A 19,048-nucleotide genomic window follows, 5' to 3' on the forward strand; every position below is an offset into this window, starting at 1 on the left:
AAATTCAAGGAATCTTTCGCCATCTCGGGCGCGCCTTTCTTTGCTTACTTTCTTTGGCAAGACAAAGAAAGTGAGTCAGCCCCGGCAGGGGATGAAACAAGGGATGCACCACAAGAACAAAAAGCACCCAAAATACAAACCATGCCAGCCGACCAGCGCCCGAACCCCGACCAACTCCTAGCCGAACTCCAATCCGGCCAAGAGCAGTCCGCCCGCGGCAAACTCCGCATCTACTTCGGCGCCTCGGCCGGCGTAGGCAAGACCTACGCGATGCTGGCAGCAGCAAAGGCCGCCCGCGCAACGGGCATCGACGCCATCATTGGCCTGGTCGAAACTCACGGCCGCGCCGAAACCGCCGCGCTGGTCGCCGACCTCGAACACCTCCCCACCCGCCAGATCGAATACAAGGGCCGCACGCTGCCCGAGTTCGACCTCGATGCTGCGCTGGCGCGAAAGCCCGCGCTCATCCTTGTCGACGAACTTGCGCACTCGAACGTGGCGGGGTCGCGCCACCCAAAACGCTGGCAGGACATTGAAGACCTGCTTGCCGCCGGCATCGACGTCTGGACCACCGTCAACGTCCAGCATCTCGACAGCCTGAACGAGGCGGTGGGCAGCATCACCGGTATCCGCGTGTGGGAAACCGTGCCCGATGCGGTGTTCGATGCCGCAAACGAAGTCATCCTCGTCGACCTGCCCGCCGATGAACTGCTGCGCCGACTGGCCGAGGGCAAGGTCTACATGCCCGAGCAGGCGCAGCATGCGGCGCGCAATTTCTTCCGCAAGGGCAACCTCATCGCCCTGCGCGAACTCGCCCTGCGCCGCACCGCCGACCGCGTGGACGACGACGTGCAGGCCTACCGCCGCGCGCGCCGCATTGAAAACGTCTGGCGCACGCGCGAAACCGTCGTCGCCTGCCTGGACCCGCAGGGCGATGGCGAACAGGTGATCCGCAGCGCTGCGCGCCTGGCCGCGCAGCTGGAATGCGACTGGCATGCCGTGGCCGTGGTGATGCCGCATCTGCGTGCGGCCGATGCGCGCGCCGAACGCCTGCACGCCCTGCTCAAGCTGGCCGAAGACGCCGGTGCGCGCGTGGAAACGCTGGCCGGCACCAATGCCGTCGAGGCCATCACCGGTTATATCCGCCGCCACAACATCACCAAGGCCGTGATCGGTCGGCCGCCGGAGAAGCGCTGGCGATCGGCGCGGGCCATCGTGGTTGCGCTGCGGCTGGCGATCGGGCTGGAGCGTCGGTTGCCCAGCGGCGACTTTGCCGAGGCGCTGGCGCGGCATTGTCCTGAGGTTGACGTGATTCGCGCCGCGGCGGACCCGGCCCATATCCAGCTCACGCCGCGCGCAGCAGAGGTCGGCCGTGCTGATGTGCGCAGCGAAGCCCAGCGCGCGGCCGATGCGCAGGCCGGTTGGTTCAAGCCGGCTTACGTGGCCGCGTGCGTGTACGTTGGGATTGCGACGGCGCTCTCCAGCCTCGTGCGGCCGGTGTTCGATCTGGCCAACATCGTCATGCTGTTCCTAGCCGCCGTGGTGGCGGTGGCGATGCGCCATGGCCGGGGGCCGGCCGCGCTGGCGTCGGTGCTGTCGGTGGCGCTGTTCGATTTCTTTTTCGTGCCGCCACGTTATTCCTTTGCCGTGAGCGACGTGCAGTACCTGCTGACCTTTGCGGTGATGCTGGCGGTCGGCATGCTGGTGGGCCAGTTGACGGCCGGCCTGCGTGAACAGGCCGAGGTGGCGGTGCAGCGCGAGGCGTCGGCGCATGCGCTGTATGAGGCCGCGCGGGAGTTGTCCGCCGCGCTCACGCTGGACCAGATCGTCAGCATCGGCGGGCGCTTCGTCAACGCGACCTTTGGCGGGCGCTGCGCGTTCTTCTTCGTCGGGCTTGATGGGCGGCTTGGTGCGCCACAGGTCGCCAAGCCGGAGGGCAGCACCGATGCACCATCCGGCATGCCGAACCTCGATCGCGTGCTGGCCGATTGGACGTACCAGCACGGCCAGCCTGCCGGCACAGGTACGCACACGCTGCCGTCGGGCTCGGTGCTGTATCTGCCGCTGAAAGCGCCGATGGCCATTCGCGGTGTGCTGGCCGTGGAGCCCGAAACCTTCCACGTGCTCGCGCAGCCTGACAACCGGCGCCAGATCGATGCCTGCGCCACGCTCATCGCCATTGCCATTGAGCGCGTGCATTACGTGGAAGTCGCCCGTGACGCCTTGGTTCGCATGGAATCGGAGCGGCTGCGCAATTCACTGCTGGCCGCCGTGTCGCACGATTTGCGCACACCGCTCACCGGCCTGGTGGGGATGGCCGAGACGCTGCTGCGTGCGCAGCCGCCCCTGCCCGCGCTGCAGGCCGAGGCTGCCACCGCCATCGGCCAGCAGGCGCAGCGCATGCGCACGATGGTCACCAACCTGCTCGACATGGCGCGCCTGCAGAACCAGGACGTCAAGCTGCGGCTGGAGTGGCAATCGATGGAAGAGCTTGTTGGCGCGGCGCTGCAGGCGAATCCGCTGCCCGATCATCGTGTGGTGGTGGATAACCTCGTGGCCCTGCCGCTCATCCGCTGCGATGGGCCGTTGGTGGAGCGCGTGCTGTCGAACCTGCTGGAGAACGCGGGCAAGTTTGCGCCGGCCGGCACCGAGGTGCGCATCTCCGGCGAGATCATCCACGACGACGCGCGCGGCGATGAACTGTGCCTGCGTGTGCGCGACCACGGCCCCGGCGTGCCTGCGGGCTCAGTGCAGACCATCTTCGAGAAGTTCACGCGCGGTGAGAAGGAGTCGGCCACCACCGGCGTCGGCCTGGGTCTGGCCGTGTGTGAGGGCATCGTGAGCGCGCATCACGGCCGTATCCGGGTGGAGGCGCCGGCCGATGGCGGCGCGTGCTTCGTCGTCGCCCTGCCCGCCGCCGAGCCCCCGCCCATGGAAGACGGCGAGCCCATCGCCTAGCTGCACCGTTGTTGGGCATATGGACATGCCGAAAAAGTCGTTCTGTCGTGAGCGCATGCGTGACACGATTGCGTCACACCGCCCGCTACCCGCGGGCGATTTCATTCACGACAAGATCCACGAGGTTTCTCCATGTCTCTGTTCTCCCGCCTTGCGCGCGTGGCCGTACCGGCCATCGCCTTTGCCGTTGCCACTGCCGCCAGCGCCGACACCAAGCAGATCAAGCTTGGCACCATGAGCGGCCCCGACGCACAAATCTGGGAAGTCGTGCAGAAGGTCGCCAAGAAGGACGGCCTCGACGTCAAGGTCATCGAGTTCAACGACTACGCCCAGCCCAACCCCGCCCTCGATTCGGGCGACCTGGACGCCAACGGCTTCCAGCACCAGCCCTTCCTCGACAGCCAGATCCAGGCGCGCCATTACAAGATCGTCAACGTAGGCCTGACCTACGTGGCGCCGATGGGCTTCTACTCGAAGAAGATCAAGTCGCTGGCGCAGCTCAAGGAAGGCGCCAAGGTCGGTATCCAGAACGATCCGTCCAATGGCAACCGTGCGCTGCTTTTGCTGCAGAAGGCGGGCGTGATCAAGCTCAAGGCGGGCGCCGGCACGAACGGCAACAATGCGACACCGCGTGACGTGGTGGAGAACCCGAAGAAGATCAAGCTGATCGAGCTGGACTCGGCGCAACTGCCGCGCTCGCTGGATGATCTGGACGCCGCCTCCATCAACACCGACTACGCGGTCAAGAACGGCCTGACGCCGGCCAAGGACGCCATCGCACTGGAAGATCGCCAGGGGCCGTACGCCAACCTGATTGCCGTGCGCGAAAAAGACAAGAACCAGCCGTGGGTGAAGACGCTGGTGCGCGCCTACCAATCGGAAGACGTGCGCAAGTTCATCGACACGCAGTTCAAGGGCGCGATCCTGCCGGCGTTTTAAGCAGCGGGGGCTAAGTCAGCGGTTACTTTCTTGGTTGGGCCCGAGAGTGAAGCATGGCGTGCCGGTAGCCAGACTAGCTTTTGAGCGCACCACATTGTTTTGCTGCGCTGCGTCATCGTGTGACAAGTGCAATCGTTTTCGTCACCCGTGGCGCCTTGGCAACGCTTGTAGCCTCTCGTTACATTAAGTAGTTCTACGTTATTGCAACGCAACAAACGATTCGCTATAGTAGGAACTGTCTCCTCCACCCTCCTTGGTGGATTGTGGCCCGAGCACCTGGTGCTCGGGCTTTTTTCTTTGGCGCGCGGCTTTTGTTGTTCTTCCGGCCGCCTTGCATCTCGGCCAGTTCCGGCTACCCTGAATTCTCAATTTTTCTGCGTGTTTTCCGCTGCGGCGTTGCCTCATAGCAACGAGCGCAAATTATTCAAGCGTGCGCTTCGAGCCACCCTTCGAACACCGACACGCATGTCGGCGGAAAAGAGTCAAAGCGTTGTTTGAATCACGTTAACGCTGTGAATGTGCGCGCAACCCGCCGCTTTGTGTCGCTAACATCGCGAAATATCGTCAGTTTTTGTCCTACAAGCCTTTCGGCCAACCCCGGACAGTCTGACTGCATCCCCTCCACTAAACTTCACCTTGCTCTCTCTTTAGAGAGCACTCCCCCCCTTTTGAGCCCGCCCCTGTTGCGGGCTTCATTTTTTTCGGGCACGATTTCTTCCATCCCGACGCTGTCGACACCGGCGTCGGAAGCTCAAAAGGTTGGGGGAATCTCTCAAGGCCCGCGCAGTTGAAAAGCTGCGCGGGCTTTGTTTTTTCCGGCGCCGCACGCTGACTCCACCTGACAAGGCCCCCGGCCGGTGCTTCAATGGCGGCTGACGGTGGCGTCACTCAGCGCAAACGGGATGCGCCTCGCCCCAATACCGACAACAACAAGGACTGGCCGATGGAAGGTTTCGCGCAACTCGCCGTGCTGGTGGTGGACGACCATCCCGTGCAACGGGCGGCCGCCCGGCAACTGCTCCATACGCTGGGCGTGCAGCAGATCCTGACCGCCTGCGACGGCCGCGAGGCGCTCTACCTCCTCCAGCTCTGCCACGTCGATCTCGTGCTGTGCGACATCGACATGCCCGGCATGAACGGCCCCGAGCTGATGGAGCAGATGCACTTGCGCGGCGGCCGCGTCTTTCCGCGACAGGCGCCCGTGTGGGCGTGGGTCAGCGCGCTGGATGCGCCGATTGTCGAGTCGCACGTCAGCCTGGCCGACGCGATCGGTTTGACGCGCACGCACGGCGTGCAAAAGCCGCTGCGCCCAGCGCACGTGTTGCCGCTGCTGGAAGAGGCCGCCGAGCGGGAGCGGGACGGGGCACCGGCTGCAGCCGCTGGCTTGCCTCAGTTTTCCGACGACGAACTTGTCGCGCTCATTCAGGAAACGCCTGAACAGATCGAGGTCGTATTCCAACCCCAGCACGATCTGGCCACCAACCAGATTGCTGGCGCCGAGGCGCTCTGCCGCTGGATGCATCCGGTGCATGGGCGAGTGTCGCCCGCGGCGTTCGTGCCGCGCCTGGAGGCGCTCGGGTTGGCTGATGGCCTGTTCTTCCATGTGCTGGAGCATTGCGTGCGCGTGCAGCACGCGCTGGCCGCGCATGCGTATCCCGTTTCGATCGGTGTGAATGCGTCTGCGCAGACGCTGAGCCGGGCCGGCACCATCGAGCGCATCGAAGCCATCGTGCGCGAGGCCCGCATTGCGCCGGCGGCCATCGCCATCGAGTTGACGGAAGATTCGCCGGTGCACGATGCCACGCAGCTCACCATCGCACTCAACCGCCTGCGCTTGCTGGGCCATCCCCTGGCCATCGATGATTTTGGTGTGGGCATTGCCACGCTCAAGCTGCTCGCCGACCTACCCTTCACCATCCTGAAGATCGATCGCCCGTTTACCGCCGCGGTGGACCAGACCAGCCAGCGCGGCGTGATCTGCCGCACGATGATCGAACTGGCGCGCACGCTGCATCTCGAGTGCATTGCCGAAGGCGTGGAAACCGAAACGCAGCGCCAGACGTTGCGCGCGCTGGGCTGTGCGACCGGGCAAGGCTATCTGTGGGCGGCCCCGCTGTCTGTCACCGCGTTTCTTGCGCACGTGCAGGCGGCAGCGTAAGCACGAATAAGCGCGAATGCCGCTGGGCCATTCAGTTTTTCTCAACCCAGATAGAAGCAGCTTCTGCCCCGAAAGGTTACGCGGAGCCAAAGTCAGAAAAGTCTGATCCCGCGCGGCATATCTGGTGAGTAAGGTACCGGCTCCTTTCAGCGGCGCTTCTGACTCCCATGACGGCTCCGATCTCTTCCACCCTGCTGCTCGCCACGCTGGACACCTCGTCGCTGGCGACGCACCTGACCTGACGGCGTGCGCATGTGCTCTGTCCTCTCGATCGTGATGGCAGACGATCATCCGGTGATTCTTATGGGGCTGGCGGCCGCCATTGCGCAGTTTCCACAGCAGCAGGTCGTGGCACAGGCACACGACGGGCGCGAGCTGATGCACGTGCTTACGCAAATCGACTGCAACGTCATCGTGACCGACTACAACCTGGGTGGCGAACCTGCCTTCGATGGCATGCAGTTGCTGGCGCGCTTGCGCAAGCAGCATCAGAAGCGCGCTATCGTCGTCTGTACGATGGTCCGTAACCCGGCCCTCTTGCGCGCCATGCGGCAGGTTGGTGTGGCTGGCATCGTCAGCAAGAACGATGACTTCGTTCATGTCGGGCACGCTGTCATGGCGGCCGCACGCGGCGTGCGGTATGACAGCCCGCGCATCCTGGAAGAGACGGGCCTCGGTTCCAATGAACGAAATGTCTGCGAGCGACTGAGCGCGCGCGAGCGCGAAGTCCTGCGCCTGTATGCCGGCGGCACCGCCGTGTCCGACATAGCGCTCATGCTCGGTTCGAGCGTGAAGACGGTCAGCACGCAAAAGGCCGTGGCGCTGCGCAAGCTGGGCCTGGCGCGCGAGATCGATCTCTTTCAGTACGCCCGCGCCCGCGGGCTGACGGCGCTCCGCTGAGCGCCCACCCTCAGCTCGCCTGGTGGTGCATCGGCACGGCTTGTGCCGGTGCGATAGGGGCGTTGGATGCCTGCGCGGGTGCGGCTTCCACACCCATCAGCCAACTGAACCACGGCGTTGCCAGCAGCGCGCCGGCGAGTTGCGCCAGCATGTAGCCCGGGACGTCGCCGGGGCGGATGCCGGAGGGGCCGTTGGTCAGTGCGCAGGCAAAGGCCAACGCCGGGTTGGCCAGCGATGACGACGACGTGAACCAGTACCCCGCCGCGATATAAGCAGCTACCACCAGCGGCAATTGCTTCGGCGCATGACGCCCGCATGCGATGCCCACGCCGATCAGCCCGAACGTTGCCAGAGCTTCGCTCCACCACAGTGCGGGGCCCGTGGCGGCATGCGTGCCCGGCGCCCACGCCGCCATGCCGAACATGACGTGCGTAGCGGCCACACCCAGCGTGGCGCCCACGGCCTGTGCAGCCAGATAGGCCAGCGCTTCATGCCCACGCAGACTGCCCCGCAGCAATGCCGACAGCGTGACCGCCGGGTTCAGGTGCGCACCCGACACCGGCGCAAACACCGTCAGCAGCGCCAGCAGGCCGGCGCCACCGGCCAGCGATTGCGCCAGCAGCGTCCACGTGGCATCGCCGCCGGAGAGACGGCTTGCGTGGATGCCAGTGCCGATCACCACCGCAATCAGCAGGGCCGTACCGAGCCCCTCCGCGACGATGCGGCGCGCCAGGGATGGTGCAGCGGACGTGGCCGAAGCCGCGGCGCGAAGGTGTGACACAGTGGCCATGAGAAAAGAAGAGGAACGATGCCAAGCGCATCGCGCGGGAGTTTGGAACCTCCGTCGGGGCCGATCAATGCACACGGGCGCGCTTGTGTCGCGCGCCCGAGTATCGAATGGCGGGATGGTGCGGTGTGGCTCAGGCCGGGCTTGCCGCGCCGGCTGCGGCCAGTTGGCGCTGTTGTGCACCCAGCCGCGCGAAGCCGACGGCCGCTGCACCGAGCGCTGCCAGCATGGCGACGCACCCTGCCATCGTGCCGTGCGCCATGCCGTTGGCGCCACCGGCAGCGGCAAAGGTGAAATACAGCCCGCCGATGCAGGCAACGCCCAGTGCGCCTGCCAGTTGCTGTGCGGTAATCAGCAGCCCTGCTGCTGCGCCCGCTTGCGTACGTGCTACGCCCGTCAGCACCAGGCCGATCAACGGGACGACGACCAGGCCTTGCCCTGCCCCGTACAGCGCCACGGCAATGCCGATGCGCACCATGCTTGGCGTGGCGGGGTGCGCCCACTCCGTACCGAAACCCGACAGCAGTGCCAGCAGGCCCAGCGCCATCAGGCCGAGGCCTGCCAGCAGGGCGCGAACGCCATAGCGCCGCACCAAGGCATTTGCCACCCGCGACGTGATCAAAAAGGTCATGGCCAGCGGCAGGATGGCGACGCCCATGCGCACCGCAGAAAGCTGCCGCCCGTTCTGGAGATACAGCGTCAGCACCAGGAAGAACGCCATCATCCCGATGTAGTGCAGCGCAGACGCCGTTAGGCCGGTCATGAAGGCGCGATGTTGCAGCAAGGTGGGCGGCAGCAGCGGCGTACCGCCGACGCGGTCGACACGGGCCTCAAGCTGCTGGAACGTGGCCATGCCGAGCACGCCCACAACAAGCAGTGCCAGGGTCCACACCGGCCAGTGCAGTTCGCGACCGAACAGCAGCGGCACCAGCACAGCCGCCACGCTCACAGCCATCCACACCACGCCGGCGGTATCAAGATGCACCTTCGCTGCGTTGGCGCTCGGGTGCGGAATCCAGCGCCAGCCCAGCAGCGCGGCCGTCAGCCCGACCGGCACGTTGATCAGGAAGGCCGCGCGCCAGCCGAGCCCGGCGATGTCCGCGCTGGTTAGTGCGCCGCCCACCAGGAGCCCGGCCGCGCCGCCGGTGCCCATCACCAGACCGAAGATCGATAGCGCGCGGTCACGCTCGGCGCCGGCAAAGAGCGCCTGCACGCTCGCCAGCACTTGCGGCACCATCATCGCGGCCGACAAGCCCTGCGCGAAACGCCATGCAATGAGCGCCGCCGCGCTGCCCGCCAGCCCGCAACCGGCCGAGGTGGCGGTAAACGCGACCAGGCCCAGCAGGAACACGCGCCGGCGCCCGAACAGATCACCCAGGCGGCCACCCGTGATGAGCAGAATTGCGTAGCCAAGCTGGTACACCGCCAGCACCGCCTCCAGTTGCGCGGGCGTGGCGTGCAGGCTTGTGCGGATGCTCGGGATCGCCACATTCGCAATGAACGCGTCGACGATGAACATGAATTGCGCCGTCACCATCACACCGAAGGCGAGCCAGCGGCGAGGTTCCGATACTGAAGAAGCAGAGGAAATGTGAGTCACGATCGGCTCCGTAAAGAGGGATGAACGCAGCGTAGGTGTGCGAGCCGATTCGATGCAGAGCTAGGATTAACCTAGGATTGGGTTGTCCCTCCCACCTTCACACGCTGTCGTGTGTAATGCTCCTCATGGACGATTTCACTGCCGACCTTGCTCCCTTCCCTGCCACGCCCCGCAACGAGCTGGGCGAGTTCCTGCGCAGCCGCCGCAGCCACCTGCGCCCGCAGGACGTAGGGCTGCCGGAGGGCAGTGGGCGCCGCCGCACCGCCGGCCTGCGCCGGGAAGAAGTCGCACAGCTCGCCAACATCAGCATCGACTGGTATGTGCGCATCGAGCAGGGGCGCGACGTGCGGCCTTCCGTGGCGACCATCGAGGCGATCGGGCGTGCGTTGAAGCTGTCTTCGGACGAACGGGCGCACATGCGCGGCCTGGCGCGTGCGGAATCGGTCCTCACCGGGGCGGCGGCGACCGGTCGTTCGGCGGCTGAAGCGGTGCCCGATGTCTTGCGTCGGGCAGTCGCCGGCATGGTCTTGCCCGCCCACGTGCGCAGCTACCGCACCGAGCTGCTGTGCTGGAACGAGGCGACCTCGCAGCTCTTCATGGATTTCGGCACGATGCCGCCGGAAGACCGCAACTCGCTGGTGTACATGTTCCTGTACGGGAATGCACGAGAGCGTTTTGTCGAGTGGGAGAACGAGGCGCGGCGCATGCTGGCGAAGTTTCGCGCGGTGTACGACCCGCACGCAGATGACCCGGTGCTCGTCGCGTTGGTCGACCGGCTGCGCACGAGCAGCCGCGAGTTCGATACCTGGTGGCGGCAGCACGAGGTGCGCGCCCAGCGCGCGGAGCACAAGCTGATTCGCACGCCCGCCGGCAAGGTCGTCCGTTACGACTACATCGGCCTGCCGGTGATGGAAGACCCGCGCCTGCGCATGGTGCTATACGTGCCGGTCGAGGACGGCGCCTGAACGTTCAGGCCGTCAGCGCCGCGAGGATAGCGCCGGTATCGCGCACGCGGCCCAATCGCGGGAACACGTTCTCCACCGATGAGCGATGCATGGCCGCGTCGGTCGAACTCATCGCATCTTCGGCCAGCACCAGCGCGTAGCCGTGCTCCCACGCCGCACGCGCGGTCGATTCCACGCCTACATGCGTCGAGATGCCGCCCAGCACGATGGTGGTGATGCCGCGACGGCGCAATTGCAGATCGAGTTCGGTACCGTAGAACGCGCCCCACTGGCGCTTGGTGATCTGGATGTCGGTAGGCGCTACTTCCAGCTCGGCGGGTTGTTCCCACCATTGCGGCGGCAGGCCGCCCGGCTGTGTGGGCGCGGGGCGGTCGACGGGCTGGCGCGGCGCATCGGCGTAATCCGGCGCCCACCCCACGCGCACCAGCACCACGGGCGCACCCAGCTCGCGAAAGCGCTTGGCGAGTTGGGCAGCCGCCCCCAATACCTGCTCGGCCGAGTGCGGCCCCTGGGCAAACGGCAGGATGCCGCGTTGCAGGTCGATCAGCACAAGCGCGGTGGTTTTCGCAGACAAGGCGGACAGGGTTTGCAGCGGTTCGGACATCAGTTGCTCCAGATGAATCGGTGTTACGGACGGCGGATGACACACGTTGCCGTGGCATGCGCCAGCAATGTGCCGTCCTGCGTTTTGAGCGTGCCCTCCGACACGCTGATCGTGCGCGAGACATGCAGCACGCGTCCAACAGCCACCAGCGGCGTATCCACCGGCACTGCCTTCACCATCTTCACGTTCAAATCGACCGTGCCGTAGCCGACGCCGGCTTCGAGCATCGAATGCACGGCGCAGCCCGTCACGGAGTCGAGCACCGTCGCCGCAAAGCCGCCATGCACGCCGCCCAGCGGATTGAGGTGGCGTTTGTCGGCCCGGGCACCGAAGTGGACGGTGCCCGCCTCGATGGCGTCCATCGTCATCGGGATCGTTTCGCTGATCGATGCGCGCGGCAGATCGCCGTGCGCCATGGCCTGCAGCAGTTGCAGGCCGGTCATTTGGGACGGATGCATGGGAGGAGTCTGGCGGAGTTGAGATGAGGTGACTCGACACTCTACCGCGAGCCCGATTGCCAGGGCTGCAATGCGTTGCATTGGACGACGCAACAACGCCCGCCTCTGCGCACGTCCCAATGCGGGTAGACCCTAGCGTTGCGTGCACGCCGACGCGAAAGGCTCCAGAAAGGTGCCCCCTTCTACGCTCGCCCAGCGATTGCATCGGGCGGTCTGACCCACTGCCCTTGCGCGTTTCCCGAAGCCGGCATCACGACCGGACACCATCACCCACAAAGGAAGGAGACTTCAATGTCCCGCATCAAGTTTGCCCTTGCGGCAACTGCAGCCGCTGCGGCCACGTTGGCCACCGGCGCCGCTCATGCCCAGTCGAACGTGACGCTCTACGGCCTGATCGACACCACCATCAGCACCGTCAACAACACCAACGCTTCAGGTGCGCGCACCACCGGCTTCCAGATTCCCTGGTTCTCGGGCAGCCGCTGGGGCCTGACCGGCAAGGAAGACCTGGGCGGCGGCACGTCGGCCATCTTCCGCCTGGAATCGGAGTTCGAGACGCCCACGGGCAACATGGACACGCCGGGCGTGTTGTTCAACCGCGACGCCTGGGTGGGCCTGTCGAGCGAATCGCTGGGCAAGCTGACCTTCGGCCGCCAGAACGCGATTGCGCGCGACATCTCTGCCATCTACGGCGATCCGTACACCAGTGAGAAAGTCGGTCTGGAAGAAGGCGGGTACACCAACACCAACAATTTCAAGCAGCTGATTTTCTACGCAGGCAGCGCCACCGGCACGCGCATGAACAACGGCGTGGTGTGGAAGAAGATGTGGGGCGGCCGCTTCCTGACGGCCCTGGGCTATCAGTTTGGCGAAGTGCCGGGCCAGTTCACGCAAGGCACCACCGAATCGCTCGCCCTGGGTTACAACGGCGACAACTTCCACCTGGCGGGCTTCGCGCAACAGGCCAAGGTGGGCGGCTTCATGGACCGTTCGTACTCAGTGGGCGGCAACGTGATCCTGGGAATGTTCCGCGTCAACGCAGGCTACTTCCACTACACCGGCGAGCAACCCGCCGCGATTGGCAACCGCAGCGACAACGCATACACCGTGTCGCTGAAGGTTGCTCCGCAAGGCGCCTTCGACTATGAAATCGGCTATCAGATCATGAAGGCGAACAACGCTGCCTTCAGCGCAGATGGCAACACGCTCAACGCGTATGCCAGCGTGGTCGGCGCCACGGCTTCGGGCAGCGGCCGCAAGAACACGCTGTACGGCTCGGTGTTCTACCACGTGTCCAAGCGCACGGAGTTCTACGTGGCGGCTGACTACATGAAGCTGAAGGATCAGTACATCGTGGGCGGCACCAACGGCCACAACAGCCAGACGGAATTTGGCGTCGGTATGCGCACGCGCTTCTAAGCGCCTGTTTGGCTTGAGCTAGCGGCGCTCGCGCACCTGATCGACAAACTTGTTGGTGTAGGTGCGCGAGAGGTCGATGTGCTTGTCGCGCGCGTTGGCATTGCTGGCGGCGAGGACGCGCAGGACGGTGGGTGGGCCGTCGTCCGGCATGCGTCCGTCGGTGCTGAAGGTGGGCAACGCGGCGGCAAGCGCTTTTGTGTACAGCTCGGGATGATCCCGCCGGAATTCAGGCGGCATGCGCGCGGCAATGTCTTCTGCGCCGTGCGTGTGCATGTAACGCAGGGTGCGCACGAATGCGCGGGCCAGTTTGGCGGCGACGTCTGGATGCGCTTCCAGCCATTCGGTCTGCAGGTACAGACACGCTGCCGGATACGAACCGCCCAGCGCGGCACGCGTGCTCTCCAGCGTGCGCAAGTCGAGCAGCACGCGCGCTTCACCGCTGTGGACAAGGCGCGAGACCGTCGGGTCGGTGGTCATGCCGGCATCGATGCGGCCGCTGCGCAGCGCGGTGACGAAGCTGCGTTCGGCGCCGACTGGCAGCATGGTGTAGTCGCCGGCCGACAGCCCCTGCTGCGCCATCAGGTAACGCGTGAGAAAGCTGGTAGATGCGCCCAGGCCCGTCACGCCCAGCGTGCGGCCGCGCAGGTCATGCATCGATTGCACCGTCGCCGGCAACCGTGTCGACACGACTTCCGCCTCGCCCGGCACCTGGCTGAATACGACAATGGCGCGCACTTCCTTGCCCTTGGCCTGCAGGTCGATGGTGTGGTCATAAAAGCCGACCACGCCTTGCGCAAAGCCGGTGAGCAGCTCGCTCTCCGCATCGACACCGGCGGGCTGCGAGAGCAGTTCCACGTCGAGCCCTTCGTCATGGAAATAGCCCAGACGCTGCGCTAGCGTAGCGGGCAGGTAGATCATCTTGGCGGTGCCGCTGACCATGAGCGTCAGGCGCGCCGGGTCTTGCGCAAGGGCATGTGAACCTGCCACTGCCAGAAGGGCAGCGAGCCACGGCGTGATCCAGCCCCGGACGCCGCGTGCGCGGGCGCTCCTGCAGGTAAAAACACCCATTGAGTTGTCTCCGGCTCTTTTGTAGATATCAGTATCGCGCGGTCCGGATCTGTTGAGTGATGCCTCCGGCGCGCGTAGGCAGCCGCCACCATTCTAGGAAGCGGCAACCCACAAATCGCTTTCATTTTTCGGACGCGCTGTTTTCGCATGAAGCTGCTCCTGATCGAAGACAACGCCCCGCTGGCGCACTGGCTCTCTGAAGCCCTGCGCCGCGCCCATTTCACCGTGGATCACGCCACCGATGGCGAATCCGCCGACACGTTGTTGCTCACGCAACACTACGATGTGGTGCTGCTCGACCTGCAATTGCCCACCTTGTCGGGGCAAGGTGTATTGCAACGTTTGCGTGGCCGGCGCAACCCGGTGCCGGTGCTGATCCTCACGGCAAGCGGCGGGATCGATGACAAGGTCGCCTGCCTGGGCGCCGGCGCCGATGACTACCTCGTCAAGCCGTTCGAGATTCGCGAGCTGATTGCGCGCATCCAGGTGCTGGTGCGGCGCAGCGCGCCAGACCAATCCGTCGAACTGCAATGTGGCGACCTGACGTACCACACCGGCAGCCGCACCTTCAATCTGGCCGGCCAGCCTCTGGTGCTGCCTGCGCGCGAGCACACCGTGCTAGAAATCCTCATGCTCAAGCTAGGGCGCACGGTGTCCAAACCGGCGCTGGTGAACGGCGTGTTCGGGATGGACGACGAAGCCAGCCCCGAGGCCATCGAGATCTACATCCACCGCCTGCGCAAGAAGCTGGAGCATTCCGCTGCCACCATCGTCACGCTGCGCGGCCTTGGCTACCTGCTGCGCGATGCCTCCGCCGCGCAGTCCTGACCAAGCGCCAGCGCAGTCCGCCCCGACGCGGGCGCGCAGCCTACGTGCGCGGCTGGTGTTGTGGCTGGCGCTGCCGCTGGTCGTCTATGTGGCGGCTGATGGCTGGCTCGACCTGGCCGCCGCACGCCATAACGCCGATCTCGTGCACTTCCATGCGCTCGACACGGCCGCACAGATGATCAGCGGCCAGATCGAATGGGATGAAGGTCGCCTGCGCGTGTCGGTGCCGCCGGCCGCGCTGGCCGTGTTTGCCGCGCCGGAAACCCCGGTGCGCGATCAGGTGGCGTACCAGGTCAGCACCGAGCATGGCCGCCTGCTGGCTGGGCGGCTCGACTTTGGCACGCGCCCCGCGTTTGACGCAGCGGGCTTGGCCGATGCCGGAACCTACACCGATACCGTGGAAGGCCAGCCCGTGCACGTAGCCGCCGTGGTGCGCACCATGTACGACGCCGGCCGCACCGAACGCGTCGTCACGCGCGTCGCGCAAACCATGAACGGTCGTGACGCGATGATCCGCCAGCTGTGGTGGCCCGCCACCGTGCGCCAGCTCGCGCTGGTGGGGCTGGCGCTGGCGATGATTCTCATCGGCCTGACGCTGGAGCTGCGGCCGATCTTGCGATTGGCCGGCAATGTGTCGGCACGCGCGCCTACCGACCTTGCGCCGCTTGACCCGAATGGCTTGCAGCACGAGCTGCAGCCGATTGCCGGGGCGTTCAACCAGTACCTGCAGCGCATTGCCGACAATGCGATCACGCAGAAGCGTTTCATTGCCGACGCCGCGCACCAGATGCGCACGCCGCTGGCGATTCTCGATACGCAGATGCAGGTGGCGGCGCAAACCAACGCAGATGCCGCGCTGCACGAAGTCCTGAAGGCCGCGCGAACCAGCACGCGCAACCTGGCGGATCTCATCAACGACTTGCTGCTGCTGTCTCAGGCCGAGGCCTCGGCCGCGACGAGCGAGGCCGTCGACCTTTCGCAGGTGGCGCGCACCGTCCTCGAAGACCTCGCGCTGCTGGCCGATGGCCGCCGGATCGATCTGGGCATCGAGCCTGCCGAGCAGCCTGTGTGGACGTCGGGCAACCGCACGCTGATCGCCGCCCTGCTGTTCAACCTCGTCGACAACGCCGTGCGTTACACGCAGGAAGGCGGGCGCGTGACGGTGCAGGTGTCAGCGGACTACGGATGGGCAATGCTGACCGTGACCGATAACGGCCCCGGCATTCCGCCCGAGGCGTACACACGCGTGTTTGAGCGCTTCACGCGCCTGGAAGGCACGCAGACCCAGGGTAGCGGCCTGGGTCTGGCGATCGTGCGTCAGATCGTGGATCGCATGGGCGGCCAGATTGCGCTGGCGCCCGGACCGGGCGGCGCGGGGCTCGCGGTGACGGTTTGGCTGCGGCGGACGAGTGCGCCCGCCGCCGCGTGAGTCACCGCCGCTGCCTTACTGCTTCGATAGTCACTGCACCGACACAAACACCGGGTTCGAGTAGAACCACAGATCGTTGTAGTTGCGATCGTTGATGGCGTTGAAGCGCGCAGCGTTTTCTGTCACCACGGTCTTCTGGTCGGGCAGCGGGTTGCCGTTGCTGGTCTCACCCGACACATTCATGCCGAGGTTGGTGCCGCGCAGGCGGAAGTATTGATTCTTGGCCGCTGTGTAGGTGTACGTGATGCTGTTGTAGCCGTCGGCGTCGACCTTCCAGTCTGCCTTCGTGAACGTGGCGATGACCTTGGCGGAGTCATTGGTGTCCTTGGCATAGGCCGGCGTGCCCGATGCGGCCTTGCCCGTCACGTCGCCGGCGATCAGATCAACGTGATCCACCACTGGACGCATGTTGACCTTGAAGCCGCTGCCCAGCGGGTACTCGTAGTTGTTGTGGTCGGGGCTCTTGAAGCGGATGGTGATCGTCACCTTGTCGCCAGCCTTGGCCGTGAGCGTGCCGCCCATGTCGGCTGACGTGGCCCCGGTACCCGCACTGAAGTCCAGCGCGTTGATGAGGTCGCCAAACACGGCGAATGATTTGCCCGAGCGCATGGCCGCCAGCAGCGTCTTCAGGTCGGTGCTGGTGCCCGGCAGCCAGATGTACGTCTTGGCGTACTCGCCGGGGTAATAGCCGCTGCTGAACTGCTGTGTGGCATCCACTTCAAAGTGGTGATCGGAATCTGCAAAGTTCCAGATGCGGCGGCCCTCTCCGAGCAGCGCATCCCAGATGCCGCCGACCTGCGCGACCACGTAGTCGACGCCGCCGTAGGTGCGGTTCTTCAGGTTGGCGTCGGTGTAGGCGCTGGTATAGCCGCCGCGATCGGGTTCCATCTGGTTGCCGACCATACCTTCGATGCCGAACATGATGTCGGGCGCGGTGTCGTTGAACTCCCGGAAGTCCGCCACCGTGTACTTGCCCGGGTTGCGCGACGGGTGGTTGATCAGGCCGTAGCTGGTGTTCGGGTAATTCGTCTTCAGCCACTTGAAGGCATTTACCACGTCGGCATGTGTGGTGCCGGCGCGCGGGCCTTCCTGCTGCCACGCGGTCACATCGTTCGGGTCGAACAGCGATGCGGACTGCTGCGTGAAGAAGTACTCGAACTTGTTCAGGCCCTTGGCCGACGTCTGCAGCTTGTCGGTGCCGTCAAAGATGCCGACGTTCAGGTGGTCGTGCGTCGGCATGTCCCACTCGGCAGCCGAGAAGATCAGCTTGCCGGCGTACTTGCCTGCCGCCTGTGCCTGCGCAATGGCCGGCATCTCGTACTTGGCGATCCCGGCGGACGCCGCAATGGAGCCGCCCGTGAGCGTGGCGCCCGTGGCATCGCGCGGCGACGGGCGCAGGTGGTTCGATACGGCCATCCAGTCGAGGCTGTTGAGGTCGAACGCGTGGTCGAGCACCGTGGACAGCGGCGTGACGGCATCGACGGACTCGGCCGTGTGCACGTGCAGGTCGCCCGTGGTCCACATGCCTTGCGGCTTGGCAGGCTGTGTCGGTGTGGTGGGCGTCGTCGGTGCCGGCGAGCTGCCTGCCGTGCTCGTGGGCGCGGGGTCGTCACTGCCGCCGCAGGCGTACAGGCCGAGGGTCATGCATGCCGGCACCGCAATCGCGAGCAGCGTTTTCTTGGTCGAAAGCATTGTGGTTTCCTGTCGATTCATGAGGTCGGGCAAACGCCTCCGGCCACCCATGCGTGTGGGCGACTCATGCATGACTAAAACGTTTGCGCGGCCGAATCTTGGCGATAAACCGTTACGGTTTGGTGACGAAGCGGTGTGAAAACAGGAAGCGGTGCGGCCCGAAGCGAACAGAGCGGGCACGCAAACTGCGCGCAAAGAAAACGGCCCCAAAAAGGGGCCGCGTTCATCGCGATTTCTTTCGGCGTCAGGGCGGGGTCTTGGGGGCGCAGCGCGGAATTATTTCATCGCGGGCTTCAACTGCTCCGCCATCTGCAGATGCTCGCGCAGCGCAGGCAGGTTATGTGAAAAGAACGCCTTGATGTCGGGGTCCTTCGCATCCTTCGACGCCTTGTCAAACAGGGAGACCGCCTCCTTGTGAGCTTTCACGCCCACCTCGTCGGCGTAGGCCTTGTCGAACTTCGCGCCTTCCAGCGCACTGAGCTTGTCGACCTTGGCGCGCTCGTCGGTGGGCAGGCTGTCCGGCACCGTAATGCCCTTTTTACCAGCCAGCGCCTTGAGTTCGTCGCCCACCGCGGTGTGGTCCTTCACCATGCGCTGTGCAAAGGCGCGTACGTCGGGATTGCTGGCGCGCGTGATGGCAACTTGGCTGGCCTGCACTTCGAGCATCCCGGCCGCCGCCGCCTTGGTGACGAAGGTGGTATCGGACTTGTCCGCCGCCGCCCGCGCTATACCAAGCGCCCCGCCAAAGCCCAGCGCGCCTGCCACCAACAACGCGGCCACGCGGCGCGCGCCAATCTGCTGTGTCGATCTGTTCATGAGTCGTCCTCCTGCGCGGGTACGCATCACATTTCGTGACCGATGGCCTTGGAAACGGCGGCCGGCGTGTCGTACTCGTCGTCGGGCATGTCGCGCAGCGTCTTGAGCGTGCTGTCGTCTGCGCCGTTGGCCTGCGCGGTCTTCACCAGATCCTGCTTCTTCGCGGGGTAGGACGCGCCCTTCAGGGCCCTTTGAATGCCGATCGGAGAATGCGTTGCGTGTTCACGCCCGCTGCCGCCCTGTGCGCCGCGCTCGTGCGACTTGGCACCCGCACGTTCAGACGACTTGCCTGCGCTGCCGTGGCTGGCGTGCCCGCCACGCTCCTTGTCGGATGCGCTGCTGCGCGTGCTTTGGGACGTCGATTTCGAGTGCGACGCGTGATTGCTCTTGTCGCGAGTCGGTTTCATGACACCTCCGCTGGTCAGTT

The 19,048-nt window shown here is 65.3% G+C and carries 16 protein-coding genes; 8 read left to right on the forward strand and 8 right to left on the reverse strand.

What is annotated here, in order from left to right:
- Positions 1-141 precede the first annotated feature (141 nt).
- The 4 genes from BM136_RS18240 (at position 142) to BM136_RS18255 (ending at position 6,955) form a co-directional block, all read left to right on the forward strand.
- Positions 142-2,958 carry a sensor histidine kinase gene (locus BM136_RS18240; RefSeq protein WP_092973815.1) on the forward strand — a complete coding sequence of 939 codons (2,817 nt, stop codon included), beginning with the start codon at positions 142-144 and terminating at the stop codon, positions 2,956-2,958.
- A 132-nt stretch (positions 2,959-3,090) separates the two neighbouring features.
- The gene (locus BM136_RS18245; RefSeq protein WP_092973819.1) at positions 3,091-3,897 is read left to right on the forward strand and encodes a MetQ/NlpA family ABC transporter substrate-binding protein; all 807 of its coding nucleotides are present in this window, start codon (positions 3,091-3,093) and stop codon (positions 3,895-3,897) included.
- Positions 3,898-4,840: 943 nt separating this feature from the next.
- Positions 4,841-6,055 carry an EAL domain-containing response regulator gene (locus BM136_RS18250; protein ID WP_092974467.1) on the forward strand — a complete coding sequence of 405 codons (1,215 nt, stop codon included), beginning with the start codon at positions 4,841-4,843 and terminating at the stop codon, positions 6,053-6,055.
- A gap of 252 nt (positions 6,056-6,307) precedes the next feature.
- Positions 6,308-6,955 carry a response regulator gene (locus BM136_RS18255; protein ID WP_092973822.1) on the forward strand — a complete coding sequence of 216 codons (648 nt, stop codon included), beginning with the start codon at positions 6,308-6,310 and terminating at the stop codon, positions 6,953-6,955.
- Positions 6,956-6,965: 10 nt separating this feature from the next.
- On the opposite strand, the gene BM136_RS18260 is transcribed toward BM136_RS18255, so the two are convergent.
- Both BM136_RS18260 and BM136_RS18265 read right to left on the reverse strand, forming a co-directional pair.
- The gene (locus BM136_RS18260; protein ID WP_092973825.1) at positions 6,966-7,745 is read right to left on the reverse strand and encodes an aquaporin; all 780 of its coding nucleotides are present in this window, start codon (positions 7,743-7,745) and stop codon (positions 6,966-6,968) included.
- Positions 7,746-7,875: 130 nt separating this feature from the next.
- Entirely contained in the window at positions 7,876-9,342 is a 1,467-nt protein-coding gene (locus tag BM136_RS18265) for an MFS transporter (RefSeq protein WP_092973828.1), read from the reverse strand.
- 125 nt (positions 9,343-9,467) lie between these two features.
- On the opposite strand from BM136_RS18265, the gene BM136_RS18270 reads away from it, so the two are divergent.
- Positions 9,468-10,307, forward strand: coding sequence for a helix-turn-helix transcriptional regulator (locus tag BM136_RS18270; protein ID WP_092973831.1), 840 nt, complete (start codon positions 9,468-9,470; stop codon positions 10,305-10,307).
- 4 nt (positions 10,308-10,311) lie between these two features.
- Here the strand turns inward: BM136_RS18270 and BM136_RS18275 are convergent, their stop codons facing one another.
- Both BM136_RS18275 and BM136_RS18280 read right to left on the reverse strand, forming a co-directional pair.
- Positions 10,312-10,911 carry a hydrolase gene (locus tag BM136_RS18275; protein ID WP_092973834.1) on the reverse strand — a complete coding sequence of 200 codons (600 nt, stop codon included), beginning with the start codon at positions 10,909-10,911 and terminating at the stop codon, positions 10,312-10,314.
- A gap of 23 nt (positions 10,912-10,934) precedes the next feature.
- Positions 10,935-11,369, reverse strand: coding sequence for a PaaI family thioesterase (locus BM136_RS18280; protein WP_092973837.1), 435 nt, complete (start codon positions 11,367-11,369; stop codon positions 10,935-10,937).
- Between the two features lie 291 nt (positions 11,370-11,660).
- On the opposite strand from BM136_RS18280, the gene BM136_RS18285 reads away from it, so the two are divergent.
- On the forward strand, positions 11,661-12,788 hold the full coding sequence (locus tag BM136_RS18285) for a porin (protein WP_092973840.1): 1,128 nt from the start codon (positions 11,661-11,663) through the stop codon (positions 12,786-12,788).
- A gap of 18 nt (positions 12,789-12,806) precedes the next feature.
- Here BM136_RS18285 and BM136_RS18290 read toward each other — a convergent pair whose 3' ends face one another.
- The gene (locus BM136_RS18290; protein ID WP_092973843.1) at positions 12,807-13,856 is read right to left on the reverse strand and encodes an ABC transporter substrate-binding protein; all 1,050 of its coding nucleotides are present in this window, start codon (positions 13,854-13,856) and stop codon (positions 12,807-12,809) included.
- 147 nt (positions 13,857-14,003) lie between these two features.
- Between BM136_RS18290 and BM136_RS18295 the strand changes: the two genes are divergently transcribed.
- Positions 14,004-14,684: a response regulator gene (locus tag BM136_RS18295; RefSeq protein WP_024977145.1), complete on the forward strand. Its 681-nt coding sequence runs from the start codon at positions 14,004-14,006 to the stop codon at positions 14,682-14,684.
- Positions 14,662-16,113: a sensor histidine kinase gene (locus tag BM136_RS18300; RefSeq protein WP_092973845.1), complete on the forward strand. Its 1,452-nt coding sequence runs from the start codon at positions 14,662-14,664 to the stop codon at positions 16,111-16,113. Before BM136_RS18295 ends, BM136_RS18300 begins: the two co-directional genes overlap by 23 nt.
- Before the next feature lie 30 nt (positions 16,114-16,143).
- Here BM136_RS18300 and BM136_RS18305 read toward each other — a convergent pair whose 3' ends face one another.
- The 3 genes from BM136_RS18305 to BM136_RS18315 form a co-directional block, all read right to left on the reverse strand.
- Positions 16,144-17,805: an S-layer protein gene (locus BM136_RS18305; RefSeq protein ID WP_092973847.1), complete on the reverse strand. Its 1,662-nt coding sequence runs from the start codon at positions 17,803-17,805 to the stop codon at positions 16,144-16,146.
- Between the two features lie 276 nt (positions 17,806-18,081).
- Positions 18,082-18,621, reverse strand: coding sequence for a DUF4142 domain-containing protein (locus tag BM136_RS18310; protein WP_092973850.1), 540 nt, complete (start codon positions 18,619-18,621; stop codon positions 18,082-18,084).
- 26 nt (positions 18,622-18,647) lie between these two features.
- Positions 18,648-19,028 carry a DUF2795 domain-containing protein gene (locus tag BM136_RS18315; RefSeq protein ID WP_092973853.1) on the reverse strand — a complete coding sequence of 127 codons (381 nt, stop codon included), beginning with the start codon at positions 19,026-19,028 and terminating at the stop codon, positions 18,648-18,650.
- Positions 19,029-19,048: the final 20 nt, after the last annotated feature.

Source organism: Ralstonia sp. NFACC01, assembly GCF_900115545.1.
In the GTDB taxonomy this organism is placed as follows: domain Bacteria; phylum Pseudomonadota; class Gammaproteobacteria; order Burkholderiales; family Burkholderiaceae; genus Ralstonia; species Ralstonia mojiangensis.